General features: G+C 74.3%; 11 protein-coding genes. 9 read left to right on the top strand and 2 right to left on the bottom strand.

What is annotated here, in order from left to right; genetic code table 11:
* Window positions 1–47: 47 nt before the first annotated feature.
* Window positions 48–1,280 carry a radical SAM family heme chaperone HemW gene (hemW, locus tag ACZ60B_RS10790; RefSeq protein WP_469385662.1) on the top strand — a complete coding sequence of 411 codons (1,233 nt, stop codon included), beginning with the start codon at window positions 48–50 and terminating at the stop codon, window positions 1,278–1,280.
* 158 nt (window positions 1,281–1,438) lie between these two features.
* Here the strand turns inward: hemW and ACZ60B_RS10785 are convergent, their stop codons facing one another.
* Both ACZ60B_RS10785 and ACZ60B_RS10780 read right to left on the bottom strand, forming a co-directional pair.
* Window positions 1,439–2,245, bottom strand: a complete 807-nt coding sequence (locus ACZ60B_RS10785) for a DUF3097 domain-containing protein (RefSeq protein ID WP_469385661.1) — start codon at window positions 2,243–2,245, stop codon at window positions 1,439–1,441.
* Between the two features lie 34 nt (window positions 2,246–2,279).
* Window positions 2,280–3,113, bottom strand: coding sequence for an MBL fold metallo-hydrolase (locus ACZ60B_RS10780; RefSeq protein ID WP_469385660.1), 834 nt, complete (start codon window positions 3,111–3,113; stop codon window positions 2,280–2,282).
* Window positions 3,114–3,278: 165 nt separating this feature from the next.
* Here ACZ60B_RS10780 and hrcA point away from each other — a divergent pair, with 165 nt between their 5' ends.
* The 8 genes from hrcA (at window position 3,279) to ACZ60B_RS10740 (ending at window position 12,883) form a co-directional block, all read left to right on the top strand.
* A complete protein-coding gene (gene hrcA / locus ACZ60B_RS10775; protein ID WP_384722742.1) occupies window positions 3,279–4,295 on the top strand; it encodes a heat-inducible transcriptional repressor HrcA in 1,017 nt (338 codons plus the stop codon).
* Window positions 4,296–5,435 carry a molecular chaperone DnaJ gene (gene dnaJ / locus ACZ60B_RS10770; RefSeq protein ID WP_392616428.1) on the top strand — a complete coding sequence of 380 codons (1,140 nt, stop codon included), beginning with the start codon at window positions 4,296–4,298 and terminating at the stop codon, window positions 5,433–5,435.
* A 196-nt stretch (window positions 5,436–5,631) separates the two neighbouring features.
* Window positions 5,632–6,708, top strand: a complete 1,077-nt coding sequence (locus tag ACZ60B_RS10765; RefSeq protein ID WP_469385659.1) for a nitronate monooxygenase — start codon at window positions 5,632–5,634, stop codon at window positions 6,706–6,708.
* On the top strand, window positions 6,705–7,445 hold the full coding sequence (locus tag ACZ60B_RS10760; RefSeq protein ID WP_469385658.1) for a 16S rRNA (uracil(1498)-N(3))-methyltransferase: 741 nt from the start codon (window positions 6,705–6,707) through the stop codon (window positions 7,443–7,445). Before ACZ60B_RS10765 ends, ACZ60B_RS10760 begins: the two co-directional genes overlap by 4 nt.
* 278 nt (window positions 7,446–7,723) lie before the next feature.
* Window positions 7,724–8,269, top strand: a complete 546-nt coding sequence (locus tag ACZ60B_RS10755) for a hypothetical protein (RefSeq protein WP_469385657.1) — start codon at window positions 7,724–7,726, stop codon at window positions 8,267–8,269.
* 46 nt (window positions 8,270–8,315) lie between these two features.
* Complete coding sequence (locus tag ACZ60B_RS10750) at window positions 8,316–11,561, top strand: S41 family peptidase (protein ID WP_469385656.1); 3,246 nt, start codon at window positions 8,316–8,318, stop codon at window positions 11,559–11,561.
* 56 nt (window positions 11,562–11,617) lie between these two features.
* Entirely contained in the window at window positions 11,618–11,971 is a 354-nt protein-coding gene (locus ACZ60B_RS10745; RefSeq protein WP_469385655.1) for a histidine triad nucleotide-binding protein, read from the top strand.
* A gap of 6 nt (window positions 11,972–11,977) precedes the next feature.
* A complete protein-coding gene (locus tag ACZ60B_RS10740; protein WP_469385654.1) occupies window positions 11,978–12,883 on the top strand; it encodes a ribonuclease Z in 906 nt (301 codons plus the stop codon).
* The last annotated feature ends 12 nt before the right edge of the window (window positions 12,884–12,895 follow it).

Below are 12,895 nucleotides of genomic sequence, written 5' to 3'. Positions count from 1 at the left end.
GGGCGACCGGCCCCGGGGCCCTGCGCGCGTGCGGGACAATGGAGCACATGCCTTCCGCACTCCCCGACGGCGAGCCCGTCCCCGACGACGGCGCGCTGCCCGCGCCCGCGCTCGCCGGGGCCGCCGACCGCCCCCTCGGGTTCTACCTGCACGTCCCGTACTGCGCGACCCGCTGCGGCTACTGCGACTTCAACACCTACACGGCGACCGAACTGCGCGGCACCGGCGGCGTCCTCGCCTCCCGCGACAACTACGCCGAGACCCTGATCGACGAGATCCGCCTCGCCCGCAAGGTCCTCGGCGACGACCCGCGCGAGGTCCGTACGGTGTTCGTCGGCGGCGGCACGCCCACCCTGCTGGCCGCGGACGATCTCGTACGGATGCTGGGCGCGATCCGCGACGAGTTCGGGCTGGCGGCGGACGCGGAGGTCACCACGGAGGCGAACCCGGAGTCGGTGGACCCCGCCTACCTCGCCACGCTCCGCGAGGGCGGCTTCAACCGGATCTCCTTCGGCATGCAGAGCGCGCGGCAGCACGTGCTGAAGGTCCTGGACCGCACGCACACCCCGGGACGGCCCGAGGCGTGCGTCGCGGAGGCGCGCGCGGCGGGCTTCGAGCACGTCAACCTGGACCTGATCTACGGCACGCCCGGCGAGTCGGACGACGACTGGCGGGCGTCGCTGGACGCGGCGCTGGGCGCCGGCCCCGACCACGTCAGCGCGTACGCCCTGATCGTCGAGGAGGGCACGCAGCTCGCCCGCAGGATCCGGCGCGGCGAGGTGCCGATGACGGACGACGACGTCCACGCGGACCGCTACCTGATCGCCGAGGAGACGCTGTCGGCGGCGGGCTTCGACTGGTACGAGGTCTCCAACTGGGCGACCTCGCAGGCGGCCCGCTGCCTGCACAACGAGCTGTACTGGCGCGGCGCCGACTGGTGGGGCGCCGGGCCGGGGGCGCACTCGCACGTGGGCGGGGTGCGCTGGTGGAACGTCAAGCACCCGGGGGCGTACGCGGCGGCGCTGGCGTCCGGCCGCTCGCCGGGAGCCGGACGCGAGGTCCTGGCGGACGAGGACCGGCGGGTGGAGCGGATCCTGCTGGAGCTCCGGCTGCGGGAGGGGGTGCCGCTGGGGCTTCTGAAGGAGGAGGGGCTCAAGGCGTCGCGCCGGGCGCTGTCGGACGGGCTGCTGGCGCGGGAGGCGTACGACGACGGGCGGGCCGTGCTGACGCTGCGGGGGCGGTTGCTGGCGGACGCGGTGGTGCGGGACCTGGTGGACTGAAGGGCCACCCCCGCGACGGCGGGGGGGGGGGCACGAGCCGCCCGGCCCGGTGGACGGAACCGATCGGCGGACCGCCTCCGCGCGGGCGGAGAGCGGTCCACCGGTCCCGGCGGATCAGCGGCTCGGCACGCTTTCGGGGCACGGTCACGTGGTCGACCTCAGGGCACGGTCACGTGGTCGATGAGACGCTCGACACATCCCAGCAGCTCGGGTTCCAGGTCCTTGTAGGAGCCCACGCGCGCGAGGATCGCCTGCCACACCGCGCCCGTGTTGTCCGCGGGCCAGCCCAGGGCCCGGCACACGCCCGTCTTCCAGTCCTGGCCGCGCGGGACCCGCGGCCACGCCGGGATGCCCAGGGACGACGGTTTCACCGCCTCCCAGACGTCGATGTACGGGTGCCCCACCACCAGGGCGTGCTCGCTCGTCACCGACGCGGCGATCCGGGACTCCTTGGAGCCCGGCACCAGATGGTCCACCAGGACGCCGAGGCGGGCGTCCGGGCCGGGGGAGAAGTCGGCGACGATCGCCGGCAGGTCGTCGACCCCCTCCAGGTACTCCACGACCACGCCCTCGATGCGCAGGTCGTCGCCCCACACCTTCTCGACCAGCTCGGCGTCGTGCCGGCCCTCCACGTAGATCCGCCCGGCGCGGGCCACCCGGGCGCGTGCGCCGGGCACGGCGACCGAGCCGGACGCCGTACGGGCGGGCCGTGCCGGGCCGCCCGCGGACGGCCGGACCAGCGTCACCACGGCGCCCTCCAGGAGGAAGCCCCGCGGCTCCAGCGGGAACACCCGGTGCTTGCCGAACCGGTCCTCCAGCGTCACCGTGCCCGCCTCGCAGCGGATCACCGCGCCGCAGAACCCGGTTCCCGGCTCCTCGACCACGAGACCGGGTTCGGCGGGGACCTCCGGTACGGGTCCGGTCTTCTTCCACGGCGGCGTCAGGTCGGGCGAGTACGAGCGCATTCGGACGACGATAGGAGAACCCGTCGGCCCGGTCTCACGACACGCCGAAGCGCCGCGCCAGCGCGTCCCGCTGGGCGCGGACGAAGCGCGCGTCCACCACCGCTCCGTGACCGGGCACGTACGACGCGTCCTCGCCGCCCAGTTCCAGCAGCCGGTCCAGGGCGGCGGGCCAGCGCGACGGCACGGCGTCGGGCCCGGCCTGGGGTTCGCCGGACTCCTCGACCAGGTCGCCGCAGAACACCACCACCGGGTCGGCCGCCACCACCACCGCGAGGTCCCGGGCGGTGTGCCCGGGGCCCACGTCCACCAGCCGGATCCGCGGGCCGCCGGCCGGCTCCAGGGCCAGGGTGCCGCGCACGGCCCGGTGGGGGCGCACGAGGGCGTCGGCGGCCTCCTCCGCGGCCCGGCGGTCGAGGCCGTTGCGCACCGCGTCCGCACACATCCCGGCGCGGTCCGCCCCGAAGAAGTCCCCGCCCCCGCCCCCGTCCCCGACTCCGCCTCCGGGCCGGTCCTCGCGCCCGCGCCCGTCCCCGCGCTCGTTCCCGCCCCCGTCGCCCGGGGTGACCGCCCCGGGCGGCGCGCCTTCTCCGGCCGCCACCAGTACGGTCGCGCCCGCGAACGCCGCCGCCCCGAAGACATGGTCGAAGTGGGGGTGGGTGAGGGCGAGCAGACGCACCCGGCAGCCGGCGATCGCCTCCGCCTGCCCGCGCAGCCGGGCGCCCTCCGCCAGGCTCGACCCGGCGTCGATCAACAGTGCGGATCCGGCCCCCACGACCAGCCCCACCGTGCAGTCCCACACCGGCAGCCGGCACCGCCCGACCCCCTCCGCCAACCGCTCCCACCCCAGCTCTTCCCAAGTCACCGACATGCCGCGACGCTATCGGTGGAAGCGGGCCCGGCACGACGTCGCAGGCCCAGCCTTGCCCGGGGTGTACCCCACGGCCGTACACTGACCCGGGGACCGTTGGCACTCGCGCGCGCAGAGTGCCAGGCGGCAGGCATCAGGGGACGACAGTCTGGAGGTGTGCGCGAGATGCTGAGCGAACGCAGGCTTCAGGTGCTGCGCGCCATCGTCCAGGACTACGTCGGCACCGAGGAGCCGGTGGGCTCCAAGGCGCTGACCGAGCGGCACAACCTCGGCGTGTCCCCGGCGACGGTGCGCAACGACATGGCGGCCCTGGAGGACGAGGGGTTCATCGCCCAGCCGCACACCAGTGCGGGGCGGATCCCCACCGACAAGGGCTACCGGCTGTTCGTCGACAAGCTCGCGGGCGTCAAACCGATGACGGCACCCGAGCGGCGCGCGATCCAGAGCTTCCTCGACGGGGCCGTGGACCTCGACGACGTGGTGGCCCGTACCGTGCGGCTGCTCGCGCAGCTGACCCGGCAGGTCGCCGTCGTGCAGTACCCGTCGCTGACCCGGTCGACCGTGCGGCACGTGGAGCTGCTGTCGCTGGCGCCCGCGCGGGTGATGCTGGTGCTGATCACCGACACCGGCCGGGTCGAGCAGCGCGTGGTCGACTGCGCGGCGCCGTTCGGCGAGACCTCCCTGGCGGATCTGCGGGCACGGCTGAACAGCCGGGTCGCGGGCCGCCGGTTCGCGGACGTGCCGCGGCTCGTGGAGGATCTGCCGGAGGCGTTCGAGGCGGACGACCGCGGCACGGTCTCGACGGTGCTCTCCACCCTGCTGGAGACGCTCGTCGAGGAGAACGAGGAGCGGCTGATGATCGGCGGCACCGCCAATCTGACCCGCTTCGGACATGACTTCCCTCTCACGATCCGCCCGGTCCTCGAGGCGCTGGAGGAGCACGTCGTGCTGCTCAAGTTGCTTGGTGAGGCCGGTGATTCGGGCATGACGGTGCGGATCGGTCATGAGAACGCCTATGAGGGACTCAACTCCACTTCGGTGGTCTCGGTCGGCTACGGTTCGGGCAACGAGGCGGTCGCCAAGCTCGGTGTGGTCGGACCGACTCGTATGGATTACCCGGGAACGATGGGAGCGGTACGCGCAGTGGCACGGTACGTCGGACAGATCCTGGCGGAGTCCTGAGTGGCCACGGACTACTACGCCGTTCTCGGCGTGCGCCGCGACGCGTCGCAGGAAGAGATCAAGAAGGCCTTCCGGCGGCTCGCGCGCGAGCTGCATCCGGACGTGAACCCGGATCCGAAGACCCAGGAGCGGTTCAAGGAGATCAACGCCGCTTACGAGGTGCTGTCGGACCCGCAGAAGAAGCAGGTCTACGACCTCGGCGGCGACCCGCTCTCGCAGTCCGGCGGAGCCGGTGCCGCGGGCGGCTTCGGCGCGGGCGGCTTCGGCAACTTCTCCGACATCATGGACGCGTTCTTCGGCACGGCGTCGCAGCGCGGTCCGCGCTCGCGCACCCGCCGGGGCCAGGACGCCATGATCCGGCTGGAGATCGAGCTGGACGAGGCGGCCTTCGGCACCACGAAGGACATCCAGGTCGACACGGCGATCGTCTGCACCACCTGCAACGGTGAGGGCGCGGCGCCGGGCACGACCCCCCAGACCTGCGACATGTGCCGCGGTCGCGGTGAGGTCTCGCAGGTCACGCGGTCCTTCCTCGGCCAGGTCATGACGTCCCGGCCCTGCCCCCAGTGCCAGGGCTTCGGAACCGTCGTGCTCAACCCGTGCCACGAGTGCGCGGGCGACGGCCGGGTGCGCTCCCGCCGGACGCTGACGGTGAAGATCCCGGCCGGTGTCGACAACGGAACGCGGATCCAGCTGGCCGGCGAGGGCGAGGTCGGTCCCGGCGGCGGTCCGGCCGGTGACCTCTACGTCGAGATCCACGAGCTGCCGCACTCCACCTTCCAGCGGCGCGGCGACGACCTGCACTGCACGGTCACGATCCCGATGACGGCGGCGGCCCTCGGCACGAAGGTGCCGCTGGAGACGCTGGACGGCATGGAGGAGGTCGACATCCGGCCCGGCACCCAGTCCGGCCAGTCGATCCCGCTGCACGGCCGTGGCGTCACCCACCTGCGCGGCGGCGGCCGGGGCGACCTCATCGTGCATGTCGAGGTCCAGACCCCGAACAAGCTCGACCCCGAGCAGGAGCGCCTGCTGCGCGAACTGGCCAAGCTGCGCGGCGAGGAGCGTCCGACGGGGCAGTTCCAGCCGGGTCAGCAGGGGCTGTTCTCGCGGCTGAAGGACGCGTTCAACGGCCGCTGAGCCGAGCGGACGAGGACATGAAGGGCCCGGGGGCAGCCGCCCCCGGGCCCTTCGTCCGTGCCGCGCGTCCGCTCCCGGTCGCGGCCCGTGCCGCGCGTCCGCTCCCGGTCGCGGCCCGTGCCGCGCGTCCGCTCCCGCGCGCGGCCCGCGCCCGGCCCGATTCGGACTTGTTCGAGGGACGTGACAACATGCCGACATGTCCTCCGCACTGACCGATCTCTGCGCGCATCCGATCGTGCAGGCCCCCATGGCGGGCGGTGTCTCCGTGCCGAAGCTCGCCGCCGCCGTCTGCGAGGCGGGCGGTCTCGGCTTCCTGGCCGCCGGGTACAAGACGGCCGACGGCATGTACCAGGAGATCAAACAGCTGCGGAGCCTGACGGCCCGCCCCTTCGGCGTGAACGTGTTCATGCCGCAGCCGGAATACGCGGAGACCGGCGCCGTCGAGGTGTACGCGCACCAGCTGGCCGGCGAGGCCGCCTGGTACGACGCGGAGCTCGGCGACCCGGACAGCGGGCGCGACGACGGCTACGAAGCCAAGCTCGCGGTGCTGCTGGCGAACCCGGTGCCCGTGGTGTCGTTCCACTTCGGGGTGCCGGGCCGGGACACGCTGGACGCCCTGCGCCGGGTCGGCACCCGCACGCTGGTCACCGCGACCACCGTCGAGGAGGCCCTCGCCGTGGAGCGGGCGGGCGCCGACGCGGTGATCGTGCAGGGCGTGGAGGCGGGCGGACACCAGGGCACCCACCGCGACCTCCAGGAGAACGACGGCTGCGGCATCGGACTGCTCGCCCTGCTCGCGCAGGTCCGCGAGAGCGTGGGCCTGCCGCTGGTGGCCGCCGGCGGCATCATGCGCGGCAGCCAGATCGCCGCCGTGCTGGCGGCCGGCGCCGAAGCGGCCCAGCTCGGCACGGCCTTCCTGGCCACCGCCGAGTCCGGCGCGCACACCGTGCACAAGCGGGCGCTCACCGATCCGCTGTTCGTCCGCACGGAGCTGACCCGCGCGTTCTCCGGGCGGCCGGCCCGCGGTCTGGTCAACCGCTTCCTGCGCGAGCACGGACCGTACGCGCCCGCCGCGTATCCCGAGATCCACCACCTCACCGCGCCGCTGCGCAAGGCCGCCGCCCGGGCCGCCGACGCGCAGGGCATGGGGCTGTGGGCGGGCCAGGGCCACCGGATGGCCCGCGAGCTGCCCGCCGGGCGGCTGGTCGAGGTGCTGTCCGCCGAACTGGACGCGGCCCGGGCCGCCTTGTCGCAGGGTGGTGAGGTCCGATGACCGCTCCGGTCTTCGTCGTCGAGGACGTCCGCGCCGACGCCGCCGGACAGTACGTCCTCGACGGACCCGAGGGACGCCACGCGGTGTCCGTGAAGCGGCTGCGGGCGGGCGAGACGGTCGTCCTCACCGACGGCGCCGGACGCTGGGCCGAGGGCGAGGTGGCCGCCGCCGAGGGCAAGGACCGGCTGGTCGTCGACCTGCGCGAGGTGCACGAGGAGCCGGCGCCCACCCCCCGTATCACCGTCGTGCAGGCACTGCCCAAGGGCGACCGGGGCGAGGTCGCCGTCGAGACCATGACCGAGGTCGGCGTCGACGCGATCGTGCCGTGGGCGGCCTCCCGCTGCATCACCCAGTGGAAGGGCGAGCGCGGACTGAAGGCGCTCGGCAAGTGGCGGGCCACCGCCCGCGAGGCCGGCAAGCAGTCCCGGCGGGTGCGGTTCCCCGAGGTCGCGGACGCGGCGACGACCCGGCAGCTCGGCGCGCTGCTGGCGGCCGCCGACTTCGCCGCCGTGCTCCACGAGAGCGGTGACGCGCCGCTGGCCGCCGCCGAACTGCCCACCGAGGGCGAGATCGTGCTCGTGGTCGGCCCGGAAGGCGGCGTCTCCCCCGAGGAGTTGGCGCTGTTCGAGCAGGCCGGGGCGCGCCCCTACCGGCTCGGCCCCAGCGTGCTGCGCACCTCGACCGCGGGCACCGCGGCCGCGGCCCTGCTGCTCGGCCGCACCGGCCGCTGGTCCTGACCGCGGGGAGGACGCCGTGGAACTCGCCCGGATACGGCCGCTCGTCACCGACTTCGCCCGCCACCGGTGCTACGCCGACGTCCTCGGCCCCCGGCCGCGGCCGGGGGCGACGCGGGGGCCGTAGGAGCGGCTGTCGCCGCGCGGCCGACCCGGTTCCCGCGCGCTCCCCCCGCGCCCTGTGCGGTGACCCCGGTACGCCCCCTTCGCGGCCCCCGCAGGCCCCATCGTGACCGTATGAGGTCTACCGCCCCACGCCCAGGAGTGGCACGCTGCCGTCCATGGGGGCATTGAGGTGGATTTGGGACCGCCCGCGCGGGTCGCGGGCGATGGCCGTGGCGTGGTGCGCGGTGGTCGTCGGCGCGGGCGCCGTGGCGTGCGATCCGGGCGGGCTGAGTTCCGCCTCGGTGGCGTACACCACCGACCAGACCGCGACGAAGGAGCTCGAGCGGCAGCGGGTGGACGTGCGCTGGCTCACCTGCACGGCCGCGTTCGGCGACAAGGCGGCCACGGCGAGCGCGAGCACCGTCGCCACCGTCGACTGCCGGGGCAGGACGGACGACGGCAGGGACATCACCGTCACCGGGAAGGTCACCCGGGCCGTGGACGGCGCCTGTGTGCGCGGCGACCTCACCGCCAAGGTGGGCGGCAAGGTGCGGTTCCACGTGAGCGGCCTCGGCGACTGCGACGCCACCCCCTCGCCCGTCGGCGGGGGTTCGGGCGGAGGTTCGGGCGGACAGCGGGGCGGCCCGACCGCCACGGTGACCGTCACCAGGACCATCTGGTGTGTGGACGATCCGGGGTGCCGGCCCGTCGAGGGCAAGTGAGACGTCCCCCTGTTCCCGTGCGCCCCTCGCTGCATAGGGTGACCGCGTGACCCAGCCTGCTGCCTCCGGCCCCACGTCGGCCTACCTCCGTTTCCCGCACCTGCACGGCGAGTCGGTGGCCTTCACGGCCGAGGACGACGTATGGATCGCGCCCCTGGACGGCGGGCGTGCCTGGCGGGTCAGCGCCGACAACATGCCCGTGACGATGCCGCGCATCTCGCCCGACGGCACCACCGTCGCCTGGACCTCCACCCGCGACGGAGCCCCCGAGGTGCACATCGCCCCGGTCGAGGGCGGCCCCACCGAACGGCTGACGTACTGGGGCAGCGCGACGACCCGGGTGCGCGGCTGGACCCCGGACGGCCAGGTCCTCGCCCTCACCACCCATGGCCAGGCCAGTCTGCGCCGCACCTGGGCGCGCGCCGTCCCGCTGGACGGCGGACCGGCCGCCGTACTGCCGTACGGGCCCGTCGGGGACGTGGCGTACGGGCCGCACACCGTGCTGCTGTCCGCGCCGATGGGCCGTGAGGCCGCCTGGTGGAAGCGCTACCGAGGCGGCACGGCCGGCAAGTTGTGGATCGACCGCGAGGACGACGGCGAATTCACCCGGCTGCACGAGGAGTTGGACGGCAACCTGGAGTTCCCGGTGTGGGCGGGGGAGCGGCTCGCGTTCCTCTCCGACCACGAGGGCACCGGCGCGCTGTACTCCTCCCTCGCCGACGGCTCCGACCTGCGCCGGCACACTCCCGTCGGCGGCTTCTACGCCCGGCACGCCGCGAGCGACGGCCGCCGGGTCGTGTACGCCTCGGCCGGTGAACTCTGGCTGCTCGACGACCTCGACGGGGCCGAACCGCGCCGCCTCGACGTCCGCCTCGGCGGGCAGCGCACCGACCGGCGGCCGTACCCGGTGCACGCCGGCCGCTGGTTCGCCTCCGCCTCCCCCGACCACACCGGGCGCGGCAGCGCGGTCTCCGTGCGCGGCGCGGTGCACTGGGTCACCCACCGGGCGGGACCGGCCCGCGCGCTGGCCGCCCGGCCCGGGGTACGCGCCCGGCTGCCGCGCACCTTCCGCACGGAGGGCGAGGAGTGGGTGGTGTGGGTGACCGACGCCGAGGGCGACGACGCCCTGGAGTTCGCGCCCTCGACCGGCCTCGCCCCCGGCGCGACCCCGCGCCGGATCGCCGCCGGCCGGCTCGGCCGGGTCCTGGACCTGGCGATGGCGCCCGACGGCAGCCGGGCCGCCGTCGCCGCGCACGACGGACGGCTGCTGCTCGTCGAGCGGGAGACCGGCGAGGTGCGCGAGGTCGACCGCAGCGAGCACGGCGACGTGGAGGGCCTCGCCTTCTCGCCGGACTCCGCCTGGCTCGCCTGGTCGCACCCCGGCCCGAGCCCGCTGGCCCAGCTCAGGCTCGCCAACACCACCGATCTGTCGGTCACCGAGGCGACCCCGCTGCGCTTCCAGGACTACGCGCCCGCGTTCACCCTCGACGGCAGGCACCTGGCCTTCCTGTCGACCCGTTCCTTCGACCCGGTCTACGACGAGCACGTCTTCGACCTCTCGTTCGTCGAGAGCACCCGCCCGCACCTGATCACGCTGGCCGCGACCACCCCGTCGCCGTTCGGGCCGCAGCGCCACGGCCGCCCCTTCGAGGCCCCCGACAAGGACGAGACGCCCGACAGCGAGGGCACCCCGGCGACCCGGATCGACCTGGAGGGACTCGCCGACCGCATCGTGCCCTTCCCGGTCGAGGCCGCCCGCTACTCCACCCTGCGGGCCGGCAAGGACGGTGTGCTGTGGCTGCGCCACCCGGTGCGCGGGGTCCTCGGCGCCTCCCGCGCCACCCCCGACGACCCCGACCCCAAGACCGAGCTGGAGCGCTACGACCTGGACCGGCAGCGCCTCGAGCACCTGGCCGCCGACGCCGACGGCTTCGAGGTCACCGGCGACGGCAAGCGGCTGCTGCTGTGGACCGACGGCCGGCTGAAGGTCGTCCCCAGCGACCGGCGCGCCTCGGGCGACGACGACGGCGACTCCCACACCACCGTCGACCTCACCCGGGTACGGCAGAGCGTCGACCCGGCGGCCGAGTGGCGGCAGATGTACGAGGAGACCGGCCGCGTCATGCGGGACAACTTCTGGCGGGCGGACCTGGGCGGGACCGACTGGCCGGGTGTCCTGGACCGCTACCGCCCGGTGCTGGACCGGGTGGCCACCCATGACGACCTGGTCGACCTGCTGTGGGAGGTGCAGGGCGAACTCGGCACCTCGCACGCGTACGTCGTCCCGCCCGGCGGCCACGGCCGCGGCGCCCGCCAGGGTCTGCTGGGCGCCGACCTCTCCCGGCACCCGGACGGCACCTGGCGCGTCGACCGGGTGCTGCCCTCGGAGACCTCCGACCCCGACGCCCGCTCCCCGCTGGCCGCGCCGGGCGTCGCGGTGCGCGCGGGGGACGCGATCGTCGCGGTCGCCGGACATCCGGTGGACCCGGTGACCGGCCCCGGCCCGCTCCTCGTGGGCACGGCCGGCAAGCCGGTGGAGCTGACCGTCTCCCCGGCCGGCGGCGGTGACCTGCGGCACGCGGTCGTCGTACCGACCGCCGACGAGGAGCCGCTGCGCTACCACGCCTGGGTCGCCGACCGGCGGGCGTACGTGCACGAGCTGTCCGGCGGCCGGCTCGGCTATCTGCACATCCCCGACATGCAGGCGCCCGGCTGGGCGCAGATCCACCGCGACCTGCGGGTGGAGGTGGGCCGCGAGGGCCTGGTGGTGGACATCCGGGAGAACCGGGGCGGTCACACCTCCCAGCTGGTCGTGGAGAAACTGGCGCGGCGGATCGTCGGCTGGAACGTGCCGCGGGGCATACGGCCCTTGAGCTATCCGCGTGACGCGCCCCGCGGCCCCGTCGTCGCCGTCGCCAACGAGTTCTCCGGCTCCGACGGCGACATCGTCAACGCGGCGATCAAGGCGCTGGGCATCGGACCGGTCGTCGGCACCCGTACCTGGGGCGGTGTCGTCGGCATCGACAGCCGCTACCGCCTGGTCGACGAGACCTTGATCACCCAGCCCAAGTACGCGTTCTGGCTGGAGGGTTACGGCTGGGGCGTGGAGAACCACGGGGTGGATCCCGACGTCGAGGCGGTGCAGCGCCCGCAGGACCACGCGGCGGGGCGGGACGTCCAGCTCGCGGAGGCCGTCCGGATCGCGCTGGAGGCGCTGGAGACGACACCCGCCAGGACCCCGCCGGACCTCCCGGATCTCCCGGACCGCTCCGGCCGCCCGGACGCGGGGTGACCTTCCGGCTCGCTACGATGCCTGCTACGAGACCGACCGCGCGAGGAGGCACACGCATGGCAGGGGAGCCGCAGGACGACTGCCTGTTCTGCAAGATCGTGGCGGGGCACGTCCCGGCGACGATCGTCCGTGAGACGGAGACGACCGTCGCGTTCCGGGACATCAACCCCCAGGCGCCCACCCACGTCCTGGTGATCCCCAAGGCGCACTACGCGAACGCCGCCGAGCTCGCCGCGGCCGACCCCGCGCTCACCGCGGACGTGCTGCGCGAGACGGAGACGGTCGCGGACGAGGACAAGCTGGACAGCTACCGCGTGGTCTTCAACACCGGTACCGGCGCCGGCCAGACCGTCTTCCACGCCCACGCGCACGTCCTGGGCGGGCGCGGTATGCACTGGCCCCCCGGGTAGGCGGCGGTGTCCGTACGCGAACTGGTGGTCCTCGGCACCGCCAGCCAGGTGCCCACCCGGCACCGCAACCACAACGGCTATCTGCTGCGCTGGGACGGCGAGGGTCTGCTCTTCGACCCCGGCGAGGGCACCCAGCGCCAGATGCTGCGGGCCGGGGTCGCCGCCCACGACCTGAACCGGATCTGCGTCACCCACTTCCACGGGGACCACAGTCTGGGTCTGGCCGGGGTGATCCAGCGCATCAACCTCGACCGGGTGCCGCACGAGATCACCGCGCACTACCCGCGCTCCGGCAGGTATTTCTTCGAACGCCTGCGCTATGCCACGGCCTACCGCGAGACCGTCGACATCAAGGAGGTCCCCGTCGCCGAGGACGGCGCGCTCGCCGTGACGGACGCGTACCGGCTGGAGGCGCGCAGGCTCTCCCACCCCGTCGAGTCCTACGGCTACCGGCTCGTGGAGCCCGACGGCCGCCGGATGCTGCCCGAGCGGCTCGCCGCGCACGGCGTCAAGGGCCCGGACGTGGGCCGGATCCAGCGGGAGGGCGCGATCGGCTCCGTCCTCCTGGAGGACGTCAGCGAGGTGCGGCGCGGGCAGCGGTTCGCGTTCGTCATGGACACCCGGCTCTGCGACGGTGTGCACGCGCTGGCCCAGGACTGCGACCTGCTCGTGATCGAGTCCACCTTCCTCGACGAGGACGAGGACCTCGCCGTGGAGCACGGGCATCTGACGGCGGGCCAGGCGGCCCGGGTGGCGCGGGACGCGGGAGTGCGGCACCTGGTGCTCACCCACTTCAGCCAGCGCTATACCGAACCGGACGAGTTCGAGCGGCAGGCGCGGGCCGCCGGCTTCGAGGGGGAGCTGAGCGTGGCGCACGATCTGCTCCGAGTGCCGGTTCCGAAGCGCAGATAAAACCGCCGTACG

The organism is Streptomyces sp. NPDC104096, from assembly GCF_055584385.1.
Note: the sequence above shows the minus strand (reverse complement) of the source record. Positions and strands in the feature narration are given on the sequence as shown.